This is a genomic window from Actinomadura sp. 6K520, from assembly GCF_004349245.1.
Lineage (GTDB): Bacteria > Actinomycetota > Actinomycetes > Streptosporangiales > Streptosporangiaceae > Spirillospora.
On sequence record NZ_SMLC01000078.1, the window covers coordinates 18,263 to 33,558 of the forward strand.

The 15,296-nt window shown below is 71.6% G+C and carries 16 protein-coding genes; 7 read left to right on the forward strand and 9 right to left on the reverse strand.

Going from position 1 to position 15,296, the window contains the following annotated elements; all coding sequences use genetic code 11:
• Positions 1-87 precede the first annotated feature (87 nt).
• On the forward strand, positions 88-825 hold the full coding sequence (locus tag E1289_RS20885; protein ID WP_131982667.1) for an SDR family oxidoreductase: 738 nt from the start codon (positions 88-90) through the stop codon (positions 823-825).
• Positions 826-959: 134 nt separating this feature from the next.
• On the opposite strand, the gene E1289_RS20890 is transcribed toward E1289_RS20885, so the two are convergent.
• The 7 genes from E1289_RS20890 to E1289_RS20920 form a co-directional block, all read right to left on the reverse strand.
• Positions 960-1,388 carry a hypothetical protein gene (locus E1289_RS20890; RefSeq protein WP_131982669.1) on the reverse strand — a complete coding sequence of 143 codons (429 nt, stop codon included), beginning with the start codon at positions 1,386-1,388 and terminating at the stop codon, positions 960-962.
• Positions 1,389-1,654: 266 nt separating this feature from the next.
• A complete protein-coding gene (locus tag E1289_RS20895; protein WP_131982671.1) occupies positions 1,655-2,482 on the reverse strand; it encodes a TIGR03619 family F420-dependent LLM class oxidoreductase in 828 nt (275 codons plus the stop codon).
• Between the two features lie 217 nt (positions 2,483-2,699).
• Positions 2,700-2,969, reverse strand: a complete 270-nt coding sequence (locus tag E1289_RS20900; RefSeq protein WP_131982673.1) for a hypothetical protein — start codon at positions 2,967-2,969, stop codon at positions 2,700-2,702.
• A 170-nt stretch (positions 2,970-3,139) separates the two neighbouring features.
• Positions 3,140-3,634 carry a hypothetical protein gene (locus tag E1289_RS20905; protein ID WP_131982675.1) on the reverse strand — a complete coding sequence of 165 codons (495 nt, stop codon included), beginning with the start codon at positions 3,632-3,634 and terminating at the stop codon, positions 3,140-3,142.
• Between the two features lie 86 nt (positions 3,635-3,720).
• On the reverse strand, positions 3,721-4,479 hold the full coding sequence (locus E1289_RS20910) for a GntR family transcriptional regulator (RefSeq protein WP_131982677.1): 759 nt from the start codon (positions 4,477-4,479) through the stop codon (positions 3,721-3,723).
• 23 nt (positions 4,480-4,502) lie between these two features.
• Positions 4,503-5,720, reverse strand: a complete 1,218-nt coding sequence (locus tag E1289_RS20915; protein WP_131982679.1) for an MFS transporter — start codon at positions 5,718-5,720, stop codon at positions 4,503-4,505.
• Positions 5,717-6,352, reverse strand: a complete 636-nt coding sequence (locus E1289_RS20920; protein WP_165970559.1) for an HAD family phosphatase — start codon at positions 6,350-6,352, stop codon at positions 5,717-5,719. The genes E1289_RS20915 and E1289_RS20920 overlap by 4 nt, the downstream gene beginning before the upstream one ends.
• Before the next feature lie 109 nt (positions 6,353-6,461).
• Between E1289_RS20920 and E1289_RS20925 the strand changes: the two genes are divergently transcribed.
• The 3 genes from E1289_RS20925 to E1289_RS20935 are packed head-to-tail and all read left to right on the forward strand — an operon-like array spanning position 6,462 to position 8,578.
• Positions 6,462-7,220, forward strand: a complete 759-nt coding sequence (locus tag E1289_RS20925; protein WP_131982683.1) for a DeoR/GlpR family DNA-binding transcription regulator — start codon at positions 6,462-6,464, stop codon at positions 7,218-7,220.
• A gap of 43 nt (positions 7,221-7,263) precedes the next feature.
• Positions 7,264-7,890 (forward strand): HAD family phosphatase, encoded by a 627-nt coding sequence (locus E1289_RS20930; protein ID WP_131982685.1) that lies wholly within the window; start codon positions 7,264-7,266, stop codon positions 7,888-7,890.
• A gap of 31 nt (positions 7,891-7,921) precedes the next feature.
• Positions 7,922-8,578 carry a 4'-phosphopantetheinyl transferase superfamily protein gene (locus tag E1289_RS20935; RefSeq protein WP_131982687.1) on the forward strand — a complete coding sequence of 219 codons (657 nt, stop codon included), beginning with the start codon at positions 7,922-7,924 and terminating at the stop codon, positions 8,576-8,578.
• Positions 8,579-8,610: 32 nt separating this feature from the next.
• On the opposite strand, the gene E1289_RS20940 is transcribed toward E1289_RS20935, so the two are convergent.
• Complete coding sequence (locus E1289_RS20940) at positions 8,611-9,261, reverse strand: TetR/AcrR family transcriptional regulator C-terminal domain-containing protein (protein ID WP_131982689.1); 651 nt, start codon at positions 9,259-9,261, stop codon at positions 8,611-8,613.
• Between the two features lie 162 nt (positions 9,262-9,423).
• On the opposite strand from E1289_RS20940, the gene E1289_RS20945 reads away from it, so the two are divergent.
• Positions 9,424-9,798: a nitroreductase family deazaflavin-dependent oxidoreductase gene (locus E1289_RS20945; protein ID WP_131982691.1), complete on the forward strand. Its 375-nt coding sequence runs from the start codon at positions 9,424-9,426 to the stop codon at positions 9,796-9,798.
• A gap of 112 nt (positions 9,799-9,910) precedes the next feature.
• Here the strand turns inward: E1289_RS20945 and E1289_RS20950 are convergent, their stop codons facing one another.
• On the reverse strand, positions 9,911-13,108 hold the full coding sequence (locus tag E1289_RS20950; RefSeq protein ID WP_131982693.1) for a BTAD domain-containing putative transcriptional regulator: 3,198 nt from the start codon (positions 13,106-13,108) through the stop codon (positions 9,911-9,913).
• A 148-nt stretch (positions 13,109-13,256) separates the two neighbouring features.
• Between E1289_RS20950 and E1289_RS20955 the strand changes: the two genes are divergently transcribed.
• Both E1289_RS20955 and E1289_RS20960 read left to right on the forward strand, forming a co-directional pair.
• Positions 13,257-13,850 (forward strand): NAD(P)H-dependent oxidoreductase, encoded by a 594-nt coding sequence (locus E1289_RS20955; RefSeq protein ID WP_131982695.1) that lies wholly within the window; start codon positions 13,257-13,259, stop codon positions 13,848-13,850.
• A 36-nt stretch (positions 13,851-13,886) separates the two neighbouring features.
• The coding region (locus E1289_RS20960) for an MFS transporter (protein WP_131982697.1) at positions 13,887-15,296 on the forward strand (1,410 nt) is incomplete at its 3' end.

The window sequence follows — 15,296 nt, forward strand, 5'->3', positions numbered from 1 at the left end:
GCTTGACAACCTGGTGTGATGCCCGTCACGTTAGGACTGCAATTGACACGTGTCAACAGATACCGACGAGCGTCAGGATGGTGGCGGATGAGTGAGCAGCGCACGGTCGTGGTGGTCGGGGGCGGGTCCGGCCTCGGAGCGGCGACGGCCGCGCTGCTGCGGTCGCAGGGCGACATCGTGGTGGTCGCCGACCTCCCCGGCACGGCCGCCGACGTCGAGGTCGACGTGACCGACGAAGGAGGAGTGGAGGCGCTCTTCGAGGGCGTCGTCGCCGAGCACGGGCGCTTCCACGGCGTGGTCAACTGTGCCGGCACGAGCACGCTCTCCCGAGTCGTCGACCACGACGCCGCGGAGTGGCGCCGGATCGTCGACGTCTGCCTCACCGGCGCGTTCCTCGTGCTCAAGCACGCCGGACTCCGGATCGCCGACGGAGGCGCACTGGTGTCGCTGACCTCCCTCAACGCCCGCCAGCCCGGCACCGGCCTGGCCGCCTACTGCGCCGCGAAGGCCGGCCTCGTGGCGCTCACGGAGGTCGCTGCGCTCGAGTTCGCGCCGCGCCGTGTGCGCGTCAACGCAGTGGCGCCCGGCCTGGTCGTCACGCCGCTGACGGCGCCGGCGATGGACATCCCCCGGGTGAAGGACGAGTACGTCGCCAACACGCCGCTCGGCCGACCGGGAAGCCCGGAGGAGATCGCCGCATCCGTGCGCTACCTGCTGTCGGACGACGCGGCGTGGATCACCGGCGAGACCCTTGACATCAACGGCGGTGCCCACCTGATGCGCTACCCGGACCTCGCCGGACTCGTGGAGAAGGCGTTCGCATGAGCCTCGCGAGCAGACTGATGTTCAGCAACGCGGGCCGAGTCAGGGTGCCTCCACCCCGGCTGGGGGCGGCCACGTGGCTCGATCCGTGAGGGGCCGCGAGGTGGGAGCCTGCAACGGCCCCTGCGTTGTTTGGATCAGCAAACCTTGGAGCCGGAGTAGGTGGTCTTTTGCTGGCCGTTCCAGTTCGTGTTGACCTTGGACCGGTAGGACTTGCCGTTGATGCATGGGCGCGGGCTGACGGCGCTGGTCGCGGTGTTGTTGCCCGTCACGCGGGGACCCGTCGCCACGGTGGTCCAGGAGCCGACGTCCAGCAGTTGCTGGATGTACGTCTGCACCGCCACCGAGTCGTTGCCCGAGGTGTGATCGGTGATCGTGCCCTGGGCTCTGACGTAGTTGGCTGCACTGTCGGTGGCGACGCCCGCGCCGACCGTGTAGTCGGCCGCCGGGGCCGCGTTGGCTGAGGCAGCGGACGCCGTGACGAAGAGTCCTCCGCCGGCCATCGCCGTGGCCAGCGTCCCCACGACGACGGCGCGCTTGGAGCGTCCGGACATGCTGGTTCGCATATCGCTTCTCCCGTTCCTATGTCGGCACGCCCGCCAGGCATGCCTGGAAAAGCAAGTGAACCGCCTACGCGCTTCAGAGCTGCTTCAGAACGGTGTCTCGTACAGCCAGCACCCACGCCGCCCTCACCAAGGCTCTGCCCATCTCAACGGCCGGTGTGAGCCGTACCGGGTTACACCGCTTATGGGTGCGTGCGGCGTGCGGCGGCGTGCACATCGTACGCAGCGCCGCGTGATCGCGCTGGGCCACGCCGGGGTCACACTCGGGCTCAGAAGGAATCGCGGAAGGCTGCGAGCCTCTGCTGATCCTCCTCGGGTGTGCCGGCTTCCTCGGGGGTGCCCGGATAGGTGTCGAACAGCAGATGGGTCGCTCCCATCGCGGCGAACTCCTCGGCCTGCCGCAGAGCCTGGTTCACATCGTCCAGCCGGATGCGGGGTGCCAGTGCCGGTACAGGGCGTCCGGCCTCCTCGGCGGCCCTGCGCAGGGCCGGGAGCCCCTCGGTACGGAGCCGGTCCGGGGCGATGTTGATCGGGTGCCAGGCGTCGCCGAACCGCGCGGCGCGGCGCATCGCCCCGGGTGCCCAGCCGCCGACCCATACGGGCGGGTGCGGTTTCTGGACGGGGTGCGGCCTTGGATCGATCGTCTCGCCGCCGTAGGTGACCGAGTCCTGCGTCCAGGACTTCAGGATCACCTCCAGGGATTGGTCGGCCAGTGCCCCGCGCCGTTCGAAGGGCACGTCCAGCGCCGCGTACTCTCGCCTCGCCCAGCCGACCCCCACCCCGAAGATCAGCCGCCCGCCGCTGAGCCGGTCCAGGTTCGCGGTGATCCGCGCGAGCTGCAACGGGTGCCGGTACGGCAGGACGGTGACCGTCGTGCCCAGTCCGATCCGTTCGGTCGTCCCGGCCAGCCAGGCCAGCACGGTGAACGGATCGTAGAGCGGCGCCGGATACTGCTCGGCGACATCGGGCGTGACCGCCAGGTGGTCGGAGACCATCACGAAGTCGAACCCCGCCTCCTCGGCGAAGCGGGCCCAGCCCGCGAACGCCTCCGGGGTCGCGTGGGCACCGAAGTTGAGTATGTTGACACCGAGCTTCATGATCGACCAACGCCCCGGACCCGTCCTGGTGTTCCTCGAGGATGACGCCCCTCATGAGCAGACCGATATCCGAGCGGTCGCCTCAGGAGGCATTTCAGGAGCGGTGTACCGACCGCTGGTGCGTGATGATGACCGCGATGTTCGGCGGCTCGAACCGCATCGGCTGACACGCTGAGGCGCACAGCGGGCAGGCCACGGGGGTATGTTCGCTCGTTGTCTACTCGTATGTCGCGAACGCACCGAACGCGATCGGCGTCGCCCCGTGCCGCAACCGGTCGGTGTCATCGATGCTGTCGGCTCCGGCGCACGTCGCCGCCACCAGCGACATCACCTTCGCGGCCGGTGCGGCGCCAGCACTGTTGCCCGCACCGTCGATGCGCAGCGCCTCGGCCGCCGGCTCAGGCAGCCCCGCCCGCTCGGCCGGCCGCACCACCGGCACCAGCCCGGCATCGGAGATCAGGTTCGGCTCATCGAACGCGGCGGCCACCGCCGTTGGGACCGTTTCTGCGCTGCTGGACCCTAGACAAGCCCATCGTCGCAGGCCACGGGGCATCCCTTTTGTCGCTTCCGCAACCTGAACAGCAATCAACCGGTGGATCGAGGCTAACCCGGCTGCCCTCCCGCAGCGCGAGATCACAGGGCGTTCGCACCGCGCGTCTACGGGCGTGGGGCGGACGAGGTGCCGGATCTCGCCGTGCCGTTGGGTGCTCCGGCGACCGGCAGCCCCCACGCCTGCCGGATGGTGCCGATGTCCACCGTGACGTTGGCGCCGGCATCGGTGAGCCCGCGCTGCACTGCGGCCAGCGCATCGAACGAGCCCGGGAAGTCCGGATCAGTTGCCAGGTCCATTTGCTCGTGCGTGAGAGCCTCGCCGAAGACATGTAGCAAGGTGTCGCGGAAGAGGGCATGACTTTCCGGCGCGACTTCGTCCAGGCCACGGTCCAGGTCACGCCCGACGAGATACGCGGCGGTCTCGGCGAGGGTGCGCGGCCGTTCCGGTGAGGTCTGGCTCACCGCGGCACGGGCGGTTCGCAGCAGGTCACGTGGCATCCCGCCGGACAGGCAGTGGAAGAGCGCGACGAACGGCTCCGGCAACCCGATCGCACGTGTGCCGAGGAGCCGCACGGCATCGGTATAGCCGAGCGGCTCCACGCGGATCACCTCGCGGCCGTATGTTGTGGAACGAGTGCTGCGGGACGCCGGGCTCGGTGACCGGGCGCCGGAGGACGTGTGACCGGTCAGTGCGGGCGGTGCGCCGGGCTCGCCGGAAGCATCGTAGGGTTGTCGGCGACCCGCACCAGGAAACGGCTGGCCCTGAGGAGCATGGTGGCCTCGGCGCCGCGGACGCCCCGGCGGGACCCGCTTCGCCGCAGGAGCAGCGCGGGGCTCCCGGGCTCCATCCCGAGCCGGGCGGCCTCGGGGCCGGTGGCCGCGACCGCGTCGACGGTCTGGTCGGCGGGATCGAAGACCACCCCGTAGGCCCTGGTCAGGATCTCGGCCAGCGGCAGTTCCGGCCGCGGGGCGGCCAGCAGGGTGGGGGCCAGTGAGGCGAGGACGCGGCCATGTTCGATCGCGACCGGCTCACCGTCGGCGAGCGCGAGCCGGCTGAGCAGGTGGACGGCGGTTCCCGGCCCGGTGCCGAGTGTCCGGGCCAGCCGTTCTCCGGCGTCCACAGTGCCGCTCTCCAGTTCGACGAAGCCGAGCCGCGAACCGCGGGCGCGCAGGTCATCGGAGAGGGAGCCCGGACGCGCCCTCCCCGTCTCCGCCGAGGCGACGAAGGTGCCCTTCCCCGGGCGGCGCCGCAGCAGCCCTTCGCCCACGAGGAGGTCCAGGGTGTGCCGGACGGTCATCCGGGAGACCCCGTACCGCCGGCACAGCTCGCGCTCGGAGGGGACGGGGCTGCCGGCCGGCAGCTCGCCGCTGTCGATCACGTCCAACAGAATCGTGCGCAGCTGCAAGTACTTGGGGAGAGGACCCCTCGGGTCGATCGCGCGCATGGTGATGGCCGTGTCCTGCCCGGTCAGCCGGATCCGGTTTCGTGGACCGCGCCGGCTCGGCGGTTCCCGGCGGGCTTGTCCGGCGCGCGCACCGTCGGCAGGCTCCGGATGACCAGGGCGACGGCCAGGCAGCCGCCGCCGAGGGCGGCGAGGGCGGTCGGGATCACGCCCGGCCCCCACCGCTCGACCGAGCCGCCGATGAGGCTGGGCAGCACACCGCCGATCATGGACACCGCGATCACGTAGGAGGTGACGCCGGGGATGCCGGGCAGCTTCTGGGTCAGCCAGACCAGTCCGGTCGGGAAGAGCGGCCCGATCCCGAGCCCGGTCACGAAGTAGCCGACGGGGGCCGCGGGGCCCCAGTGGGCGAGCAGCAGGCCCGCCAGCATCACGCAGAGGCTCGCGAACACGATCTGCCCCGCGGTGAAGAAGCGGGCGATCGGGCTGATCGCGAACCGGATAGCGGTCATGGCCAGCCAGAACGTCGAGGTCGTCATGGCGGCGGTGCCGGCCGCCCAGCCGAGGCTCACCAGGTGGGAGGTCTCCCACCCGCCGACGCCGGACTCGGCACCGACGTGCAGCACGAAGAAGATCATGAACAGCCCGGTCAGCCGTCCCACGGCCGCCCAGCGGACGTCGGCCGGCACCCTGCGGGGTGGCCCGCCGCCGACGCCCCGCACCGTGGACAGGACGGCCAGCGACAGCACGGCGCACACGGCGAAGGCCCACGGATACATCCGCGCGGGCAGCGCGCCGACCAGGAGCGGCCCGAGGACGGCTCCGACGCCGAAGTTGCCGTGCAGCAGGTTGAGCTTGCCCGTGCCGTCCGAGCCGTAGAACTCGATGAACAACTCGTTCACGCCGACGTCGATCCAGCCGAAGCCGACACCCGCCACGAACGCCGCCACCAGCGCGGCGGGCCACAGCGGCGCGGCGGCGAAGCCGACACACCCTGCGGCGATCACCGCCAGCGCCGCGACGAGGAAGGCGCGGTTGCCGGCCCTGCGCAGCCGCGGCGTGAACAGGACGCCCAGGAGCGCGCCGATGAAATGCACCGACAGCGCGAGCCCCACCTCGCCCGACGAGAGGTCGAACCGGTCCTTCATGCCCGGCATCGCGGGCCCGTAGAGGGCCTGGAGGGCGCCGATCACCACGAACGAGACGCACATGCCGAGCATGGCCGTCCGGGTGAACGTCGTCGGCCCGTCCTTCCGCGGGGACGCGGACGGTGCCGCGCTCATCGGTTCTGTGCGGAACGGCCGGTGAACGTGCCGCCGGGGAGGGCGGCCTCCAGCTCGGCCCGCAGCCGGGCCGCGTCGGTGAACAGCAGCGACTCGATGCCGACGGCCCTGGCCGCGTCGACGTTCTCCTGCCGGTCATCGACGAACAGCACGTCACCGGGCCGGGTCCGGAGCAGCTCACACGTCCGGTGGTAGATCTCGGGGCTCGGTTTCGTCAGGTGCAGGTCGGCGCTGAACAGCCGCCGCCGGAAGTGGCCAGCCCAGCTCCGCCCGTCGATCAGCCTGGCCATCTCCACCACCGCGTTGGACAGCAGCGCCAGCGGGACGTCCCGCGCGGCCAGCGCCTCGATGATCTCCATCGTGTCCGCGTTGATGTCGAGCCAGCAGCCGAGGTCGAGGTCGACCAGCCGCTCGACGAGGGCGTCGTCGACGGGGCGGGACAGCCGCTCGCCCACGTCCCGCCAGAACTCCCCGGCGTCCACCGCGCCCAGGTCGTAGGGCCTGCGGTTCTTCCAGTAGGCGGGCCAGAAGTCCGCGGGCTCGACGCCGAGGGCCTCCGCCGGCCGCGCGCCGGCGTCGTCGGGCGGAGGCCGGCTGATGACGCCGGCGTAGTCGAAGATGACCCAGTCCATGGTCCCCCTCGGTCCGTCACGGCAGCTTCGGAAGGTCGCCGTGGCTATTCGATCACTTTGGCTGAGCGAATGCTTGACTAACGAAGGTCTATCATGTGAGATAACACATATGGAAGGTTCGAATCGACTCCTCGACATCATCGAGTGCCTGCGCACGACCGAGCGGGTCAGCGTGTCGGAACTCGCGGAGCAGACCGGACGCTCGGAGATGACCATCCGCCGGGACCTCGACCAGCTGGCGGAGCAGGGCGTCCTCCGCCGGGTCCGGGGCGGGGCCGTGAGCCTGCTGCTGCGCGGCGAGGCGGTGCCCTTCGCGGTGCGCGAGCACGAGGCCGCCGACGTCAAGCGGCGCATCGGCGCCAAGATCGATGAGCTGGTCGCGGACGGGGAGTCGGTGATCCTCGACAGCGGCACCACCACCCTCGGCGTCGCCCGCGCCCTCATCCGGCGGCGAATCACCGCGATCCCCCTCGACCTGCACTCGATGAACGCGCTGAGCGGCGCGGCGGAGGTGCGGCTCCTCGTCCCCGGCGGGCAGATGATCCCGGGAACGCAGTCGCTCGCCGGGCATCTCACCGAGATGTCACTGCGTGCCCTGCGGGTCGACACGGCGGTGGTGGGGGTGTGCGGCCTCTCCGCCCAGCACGGGCTGACGGCGCACGACCTCTCCGAGGTGCCGATCAAGCAGGCCATGATCGCGGCGGCGCAGCGGAAGATCGCCGTATGCGACGGCTCGAAGTTCAGCCGCACCGGCCTGGGCCATGTCTGCCCGATCACCGATCTCGACGCGGTCGTCACCGACTCCGGCGCGCCGCCGGCCGAGCTGGAGAAGATCGACGCCGCCGGTGTGGCGGTGATCCTCGTATGAGTCCCGGCGGGCGCGTCCGGCGGGTCGGCCGGAGCGGGCGGCGATGACGAAGGGGCCGGCGACCGGGCCGTTCGACGTGGTCATCTTCGACATCGGCGGGGTGATCATCGACTGGAACCCCGTGCATCTCTACCGCGACCTCATCCCCGATCCCGACGAGCTGAATTGGTTCCTGGCCGAGGTGTGCTCGAACTCCTGGAATGCCGAACAGGACCGGGGCCGGACGTTCGCCGAGGGGATCGAGGAGGCATGCGGCCGGTATCCCGGGTACCGCGCCCTGATCGAGGCGTACTGGTCCCGATGGCCCGAAATGCTGGGCGGCGCGATCCCGGGTGTGCCCGAGATCATCACCGAGGCCGCAACGGCGGGCACGGTGATGTACGCGATCACGAACTGGTCGGCGGAGACCTATCCGATAGCGAAACGGAGGCATCCGGTCCTGGGGCTTTTCCGGGACGTCGTCGTGTCGGGCGAGGTGAAGATCATCAAACCGGATCCGGCGATCTTCCGGCACGCCCTTGACCGCTTCGGCGTGGCACCGCACAAGGCGCTGTTCGTGGACGACAATCCGGCGAACACCGCGGCCGCGGAGGCACTCGGAATGGGAACGGTGCTTTTCACCGATGCCTTCGATCTGCGGGAGCGGCTGAAACTGGCCGGGCTGCTGTGATGCCCGGCGCGGTACGGCCCCGGGGGGACCGATGATCGAGAAGATCCTGCCCGCCGGGGTCGCCGTGGCCGAGACCTTCCATGACCTGCCCGGCACACCGTTCCCCGAGGAGGAGGCGGCGATCGCCCGGGCGGTGGGCGGGCGCCGCCGGGAGTTCATCACCGTCCGCGCCTGCGCCCGGCGCGCCCTGGCCGACCTGAGCCTGCCGCCCGCCCCGCTGCCGCCCGGTGCCTTCGGCGCCCCGGCGTGGCCGGACCGTGCGGTCGGCAGCATGACCCACTGCGACGGCTACCGCGCGGCGGCGGTGGCGCACCGCTCGGACGTCCGGACGATCGGGATCGACGCCGAACCGCACGCGCCACTGCCCGAAGGCGTCTTCGACATGATCGCCGTGCCGGGTGAGCACGTCCGGCACGCGGCCCTCCGCGGCGCGGAGCCGGAGATCCACTGGGACCGGCTGCTGCTCAGCGCCAAGGAGTCGGTCTACAAGGCGTGGTCCCCGCTGACCGGTCTGTGGCTCGGCTTCGCGGAGGCCGACATCGTCCTGTTCCCCGACGGCCTGTTCAGCGTCCGGTATCTCGCCAGGAAGCGGCCGCCGGGAGGCCGGCCCGTCCCGGCGGGATTCTCAGGGCGCTGGCTCGTCACGGACGGCCTCGTCATCACGTCCGTGACCGACGTCCTGGACTGAACGGTCCCCGCGGCGCGATGGCGTGGCGGGCTCTACTCTCTGCGCGCTTCCAGCGCGTCCAGGATCAGGTCCAGGCCGTAGCCGAACTCGCTGGTGTGGTCGTAGCCCGGCTGCAGGGCATGGTCGACGATCATCTCCGTGAGGTACGGCAGCTCGTCCGCCGGTAGGCGCTCGAGGATGCCGCCCGCCACTTCCTCGACTTCGTCCGGCGTCGTCACCGGCAGGTTCGCCTCCTGGAGGACGGACCCGGCGATGTAGCTGTCGATGAGCGAGACGGCGTGCGCGGCCATCGGCACCGTGAACCCCGCCTTCCGGAGGACGCGGAGGACGGCGTCGTGGTGGCGTAGCGTGGCCGGACCCGGGTTGCGGCGCGAGTCCATGAGGCCGAGGGCCCAGCTGTGCCGCGAGAGGACCGCACGCGCGGACGAGGCGCGGTGACGGATCGCGTCGCGCCAGTCGCCGCGCTCGGCATCGGGCAGCTCGATCGCCGCGAACACCGCGTCGACCACGCCGTCGAGGATCGCGTCCTTGTTCGGTACGTGGTGGTAGAGCGACATCGCCTCCACGCCCAGTTCCTGCGCCACCCGCCGCATCGTGATCGCTTCCACGCCGCCGCGGTCGGCGACCCGGATGGCGGCTTCCAGGACGCGATCTCGGCTGAGGGGTTGCCGTGGCGGTGGCATGGCGGCTCCAGGGCACGGACGCATTGACAGGCTTACGAGCGTAAGCCATCCTTACGAGCGTAAGCTACTCTTACGACTGTAAGGCACGCCCCCCCCGGGAGACCTGGGCTCGGCGAACGCCTGACCCACGACGCCCCCTCCGGGCGAGAGAAGGAGAGCCCGATGCCGATGCCGAAGTGGTGGGGGCACGTGAACAAGCGGGTGTTCAACCCCCGCGCGATCGCGGGCGGGAAGTGGCCGGTGCTGACCCATGTCGGTCGCGCCTCTGGCACCACGCACCGCACGCCGCTCGACGCGCATCCGGTCGACGGCGGTTACGTGTTCGTCCTGGTGTACGGGTCGGGCTCGGACTGGGTGCAGAACGTCCTGGCGGCCGGCGGCGCGCGGCTCCGGGTCGACGGGGACGAGGTGGAACTCACCGCCCCGCGCCTCATCGGGAAAGAAGAGGCGTTCCAGGTCCTGCCCGGCGAGGTGGCACGCCCGCCCAGGCTGCTCCGCATCACCGAGTTCCTCCGAATGGACCTCGTCGCAGGCTGACGATCGGCGGCCCGGCCGACGCTACAAGTGCCGGCGGCGCCAAGGGGTGTTGCCTTGTTCGAGGGGACGATTCTGAAGCGTCAGCGGTCGGAGGTTGAAAGGCTCTAAGGACTCAGGAGGCGCTGGGTGTGGCGTGACCTTCGGTGAAGGCCGTGGTGAAGGCGTCGTCGCCGATGGCGGATCGCGCTGTGGCCGTGATGCGGTCGACGTCCCCCCGTTCTTCGGGTGGCAGGGGTGCGCCTGCGGACTCGCGCAGGGCGGCGGCTTCGCCGAGAAGTCGTGCCGCTTTCGCGGGGGTACCCGTCAGGGCCGCCGTGCCGGCCAGGCCTTCGAGTGCGAGCGCGATCGCCCTGGGGTCGCCGATGTCCTGGGCGACGGTGAGGGCCTCCCGGTGGAGTTCCCCGGCCGCCGCGGCGTCGCCTCGTTGTTCGGCGGTGAAGCCGAGTTCGGTCAGCCCGAGCGCGATGCCCGGCGCGTACCGGACCTCGCGTGCCCTGGCGAGGGCGTCGCGCATGTAGGACTCGGCGGCGTCCAGGCGGCCCGCGCGGCGGGCGGTGAGGGCCAGGCCGGTGAGGGCGAAGACCTCGCCGGGGCGGTAGCCGTGCTCGGCGGCGAGGATTCTGCCCCGCTCGTGACGCCGGTCCGACTCGGCGTGGTCGCCCGCCAGCAGGGCGATCCGGCCGAGTCCGGACTGGAGCAGCGAGACCTGGAGCCACAGCCCGAGCTCCTCGGCCAGCCGGAGCCCGTCGCGGCAGAGACCGGCGGACCTGCGATGGTCGCCCTTGATCTCGGCGAGCCGGGCGAGCAGGTCGATGGCCCGGACCTGCCCCCACCGGTCGCCCAGCTCCCCGAATATCGCCAGGCTCTCCTCTCCGGACCGTTCGAGCGCGCGGAGGTCGCCGCGGACGAGGGCATGGTTGGCCTCGGTGGCGAGGGCCGCGGCGGCGCCCCAGCGGTCGCCGAGCCGCCGGAACACCGGCAGCGCCCGTTCGACGAGGTCTCGGCTGAGGCTCAGGTCGCCGGCACCGAGCAGCACGTCGCTGAGGAACCACTCCGCTCTGGCGCGTTCCCCCGGGTCGGCGATGGCCTCCGTGGGCGTGCGGACGTCCGCCGTCCCCTCTCCCAGCAGATCCAGGCCGGTCTGCCAGGCCTCGGCCCGTGACCTGGTAGCGGTAGGGGCCTCGGCCTGGATGCCCAGCGCCACCGCGAAAGCGCGCCGCCCCTCGCCTATCCTGCCGCGCAGGTACCAGTACCAGGCCAGCGCGTTGACCAGACGCAGCGCGAGGCCGGCGTCGCGCCGCCGCACGGCCTCCTCGAGCGCGCCGCGCAGGTTGGCGTGCTCGGCGTCCAGGCGCCGCAGCCAGCGCCGCTGTTCAGGGCCGTGGAGCCGCGGCTCCGCGCGTTCGGCCAGTTCGGTGTGGAAGGTCAGCAGCCGCAGGCGGACCCGCTCGGCCTCGCCGGCCTCTTCCAGGCGGTTCAGGGCGTAGACCGCGACCGATTCCAGCAGCCGGTAGCGGGTCTGCCCCGGAGTGTCGGCCCGGACCACCATCGAGCGGTCGACGAGGCGGGCCAGCAAGTCGAGGACGTCCTCGGGCTTGACGTCGTCACCGTCCGCGCAGACTTCCTCCGCCGCCTCCAGCGTGCAGCCCTCGTTGAACACCGCGAGCCGACGCAGGACGAGGCGTTCCGGCCCGGACAGCAGTTCCCAGCTCCAGTCGATCATCGCGCGGAGGGTCCGCTGCCGTGCCGGGGTGCCGCGGTGGCCCGAGGAGAGCAGCCGGAACCGGTCGTCGAGCCGTGCGGCCAGGTCGTGGACGTCCAGTGCGCGCAGGCGGGTGGCCGCCAGCTCCAAGGCCAGCGGGACGCCGTCCAGCCGGCGGCAGATCGCGGCGACCGCGCGGGCGTTGGCGGTGTCGATCGTGAACCCTGGGACGGCGGCCGCCGCGCGCGCCTCGAACAGCCGGACGGCGCTGAACCTCCGGAGGGCCGCGGGCCCGTTGTCGGCCGGCGAGTAGGGCGATTGCAGGGGCGGGACGGGCCAGACCGACTCCCCCGCGAGCCGCAGGGGCTCCTGGCTGGTGGCGAGGATCCGCACCTCCGGGGCCGCTCGCAGCAGCCGCTCGCTGAACGCGGCGACTTCGTCGATCACGTGCTCGCAGTTGTCCAGGACGAGCAGCGTACGGCGCGTCCGCAGCACGTCGGCGAGCCGTGCGGCCGGATCGGCGGGCGCGCCGGAACGCGGCAGGCCGGGGGCGGTGTCGTCGCGAATGCCGAGCGCGGCGATCACGGTCTCCACGAGCCGATCGCCCCCCGGCGCCCTGGTCGTCCGGTCGAGCCCGGCCAGCTCGACGAGCCACACACCGTCCGGATGGTCCGCGGCGGCGCGCGCGGCGGTCTCCAGGGCCAGCCGTGTCTTGCCGACACCGCCGGGCCCGGTGAGGGTGATCAGCCGGGCCGCCTTCAGCAGCGCCTGGACCTCGGCCATCGCCTCGTCGCGCCCGACCAGCTCGCTGATCTGTGCGGGGAGGTTCGTCTGCGGCGGCGTCCCGGGCGCGGTGGCCAGGGCGGAGTCCTGCTCAAGGATCCGCCGGTGCAGGTCGGTGATCTCCGGCCCGGGGTCCAGGCCCAGTTCGTCACGCAGCCGCGTCCGGAGGTCGGCGTAGGTCTTGAGGGCATCGCTCTGCCGCCCGGTGCCGTAGAGGGCGCGCATGTACGCGGAGCGGAGACGTTCGCGCAGCGGATGGCGTTCCACCAGGTCGCCCAGCTCGTCGGCGAGCGCACCCTGCTCGCCGATCTCCAGGTACGCCTCCGCCCGTTCCTCAATGGCGGTGAGCCGCTGCTCCTCCAAGAGCACCGTCGCCGGGCGCGCGAACTCCGCGTCGGCGAAGTCGGCGTAAGCCGGCCCGCGCCACAACTCGAGCGCCTCGGTCAGCAGGACCGCACGTGACCGCGGGTCGCGGGCCTCGCGCGCCCGCGCCAGCAGCCCGGCGAACCGCATCGCGTCGACGGCTTCGGTGTCCACCCGGAGCCGATATCCCAGGGCCTCCTGGAAGGACACCAGCTCCCGGGCGCCGGGCTCGGCCTCGTCCAGGGCACGGCGCAGCTGCGAGACCTTGACCTGCAGTGCCCCGGGCGGATTGCGGGGCGGTGCGTCGCCCCACAGGTCGTCGATCAGCCGGTCCACGGGCACCGGCCGCCCCTCATGCCCGATCAGGACGGCCAGCAGCGTGCGGACCATGGCCCCGCGCACCACCACCGGGGCGCCGTCCGCCGTCCATACCCCCAGCGGTCCGAGCACCCCGAATCGCATGCACCCACGATATCGGGCGCTTTTCCGCAAGATCGGTCCCGCTTACCGCAGCCCGGCGCCGACCGAAAGTGCGGTGTAAGCACCTGATAAGCGCCGGTCGCCATGCTCACCCCACCGAACCGAACATGAGATTTGAAGGGAGACCGCGGTGACCCCGACCGGACCGCTGAACCTCGCCATCATCATCGGCAGCACCCGGGACCGCCGGTTCGGCCCCACGGTGGCCGCATGGTTCGCCGGAGAGGCCCGCCGGCGCCCCGGGCTCGGCCTCGACGTCGTCGACCTCGCCGAGACCGCCCTGCCCGACACTCTCGCCGCCGACGACGCGGGGCCTTCCGAGCTACCCGGACCGGTGCGGAGCCTCGGAGAACGGCTGGCCCGGGCCGACGCGTTCGTGATCGTCACCCCCGAGTACAACCACAGCTTCCCCGCCCCACTGAAGACGGCCATCGACTGGTACGTCGACGAATGGCAGGCCAAACCGGTCGGCTTCGTCTCCTACGGCGGAGTCTCCGGCGGCCTGCGCGCCGTCGAGCACCTGCGGCAGGTCTTCGCCGGACTCCACGTCGTCACCGTCCGCAACACGGTCAGCTTCCACTCCTGCCGGGACAGGTTCGACGACCATGGCCGCCCGATCGACGCGGCGGGCTGCCGCGCGGCGGCCGAGAGCCTCCTCGACCAGCTGACCTGGTGGGCCCGCACCCTGCGGGACGCCCGCACCGCACGCCCTTACGCGGCGTGACCGAAGCCCTGCCCTCAACCTTCTGCGGAGACCACGATGAATTCCCCCGAAAAGGCGACCACCGGCACCAGGTCACGCTGGGCCCTCGGTCTGCTGGCCTTCTCCAGCCTGATCACTTCGCTCGACTTCACCATCGTGTACGTGGCGCTGCCCGACATCGCACGCGAGGTCGGGCTGTCCGGCCACGCCACCCAGTGGGTGGTCAGCGCCTACGCCATCTTCTTCGGTGGATTCCTGCTGCTGGGCGGCCGCTCGGCGGACCTGCTGGGCCGCCGCCGCATGTTCGTGCTGGGCATGCTCCTGTTCGGCGGTGCCTCGCTCCTGGGCGGCCTGGCGACCTCGTCCGCGGCACTGATCGCCGCGCGGGCGCTCCAGGGGATCGGCGGCGCCGTCCTGTTCCCCGCCACGCTCTCGCTGGTCACCACCAGGTTCTCCGAAGGCCCCGAACGCGTCCGGGCCCTGGCCGTGTGGGCCATGGCCGGCGCGGGCGGGCTGAGCCTGGGCGCCCTGCTCGGCGGTGTGCTGACACACGCGTTCGGCTGGGAGGCGGTGTTCGTGGTGAACGTGCCGCTGGTCGTGGCGGGCACCGTGGGCGCGTTCGCCCTGCTCGACCCGGACGGCCCGCGTGAACGGGGCCGCGGCTTCGACATCCCCGGCGCCCTGACCGGCACGGCCGGACTGACCCTCCTCGTCTTCGCCATCGCCCAGGGCCCCGAGGTCGGCTGGGCCGCGGCCTCCGTCCTCACCTCCGCCGTCCTCGCCATGGCACTGCTGGCCGCGTTCGTCTTCATCGAGGCCCGCACCCGTCACCCGTTGATGCCGCTGCGGCTGTTCGCCAACCCCAACCTCCGCGCCGGCCTGCTGGTGATCCTCACCTTCGGCATCACCATGCAGAACCTGGTCTACTTCCTCACCTTGTACTTCCAGGACGTGCTCGGCTACTCGGCGCTGCAGGGAGGGCTGGTCTTCCTGACCCTCTCGGTGGTGATCGGCATCGCCAATTTCGTCGCCGAACGACTGATCATCCGCATCGGTGCCCGGACGACCCTGATCATCGCCCTGCTGCTCGGCTCCGGCGGCGGCGCGCTGATGGCCGCCGGCATGCGCACCGACGGCTCGTTCTGGACGATCCTCGCCGGCCTGGTCGTCTACGGCATGGGCATGGGAACGATCTACCCGACCATGTTCGGGACCTCCGGCACCGGCGTGGCCGACCAGGATCAGGGTGCCGCCGGAGGCATGGCCAACACCGCCCTCCAGATCGGCACCAGCGTGGGCCTGGCCATCCTGGTCAGCGTCTCCACCTCCGGCCTCGCCGGCCTGACCGGCGAGGCCCTGCGCGCCGCCACCTCCGACGGCCTGCGCAACGCGGTCTACGTCGCGGCCGTACTCACCCTCGCGGGCGTCCTCGCCGTCCTGACCGTTCCCCGCCGCACCGCCCCGACT

What these genes read in the sequence shown, in the direction of transcription:
- E1289_RS20885 (WP_131982667.1), top strand. Translation starts at nt 88, where the DNA reads ATGAGTGAGCAGCGCACGGTCGTGGTGGTCGGGGGCGGGTCCGGCCTC.
- E1289_RS20890 (WP_131982669.1), bottom strand. Translation starts at nt 1,388, where the DNA reads ATGCGAACCAGCATGTCCGGACGCTCCAAGCGCGCCGTCGTCGTGGGG.
- E1289_RS20895 (WP_131982671.1), bottom strand. Translation starts at nt 2,482, where the DNA reads ATGAAGCTCGGTGTCAACATACTCAACTTCGGTGCCCACGCGACCCCG.
- E1289_RS20910 (WP_131982677.1), bottom strand. Translation starts at nt 4,479, where the DNA reads ATGCGCGCGATCGACCCGAGGGGTCCTCTCCCCAAGTACTTGCAGCTG.
- E1289_RS20915 (WP_131982679.1), bottom strand. Translation starts at nt 5,720, where the DNA reads ATGAGCGCGGCACCGTCCGCGTCCCCGCGGAAGGACGGGCCGACGACG.
- E1289_RS20920 (WP_165970559.1), bottom strand. Translation starts at nt 6,352, where the DNA reads ATGGACTGGGTCATCTTCGACTACGCCGGCGTCATCAGCCGGCCTCCG.
- E1289_RS20925 (WP_131982683.1), top strand. Translation starts at nt 6,462, where the DNA reads ATGGAAGGTTCGAATCGACTCCTCGACATCATCGAGTGCCTGCGCACG.
- E1289_RS20930 (WP_131982685.1), top strand. Translation starts at nt 7,264, where the DNA reads ATGACGAAGGGGCCGGCGACCGGGCCGTTCGACGTGGTCATCTTCGAC.
- E1289_RS20935 (WP_131982687.1), top strand. Translation starts at nt 7,922, where the DNA reads ATGATCGAGAAGATCCTGCCCGCCGGGGTCGCCGTGGCCGAGACCTTC.
- E1289_RS20940 (WP_131982689.1), bottom strand. Translation starts at nt 9,261, where the DNA reads ATGCCACCGCCACGGCAACCCCTCAGCCGAGATCGCGTCCTGGAAGCC.
- E1289_RS20945 (WP_131982691.1), top strand. Translation starts at nt 9,424, where the DNA reads ATGCCGATGCCGAAGTGGTGGGGGCACGTGAACAAGCGGGTGTTCAAC.
- E1289_RS20950 (WP_131982693.1), bottom strand. Translation starts at nt 13,108, where the DNA reads ATGCGATTCGGGGTGCTCGGACCGCTGGGGGTATGGACGGCGGACGGC.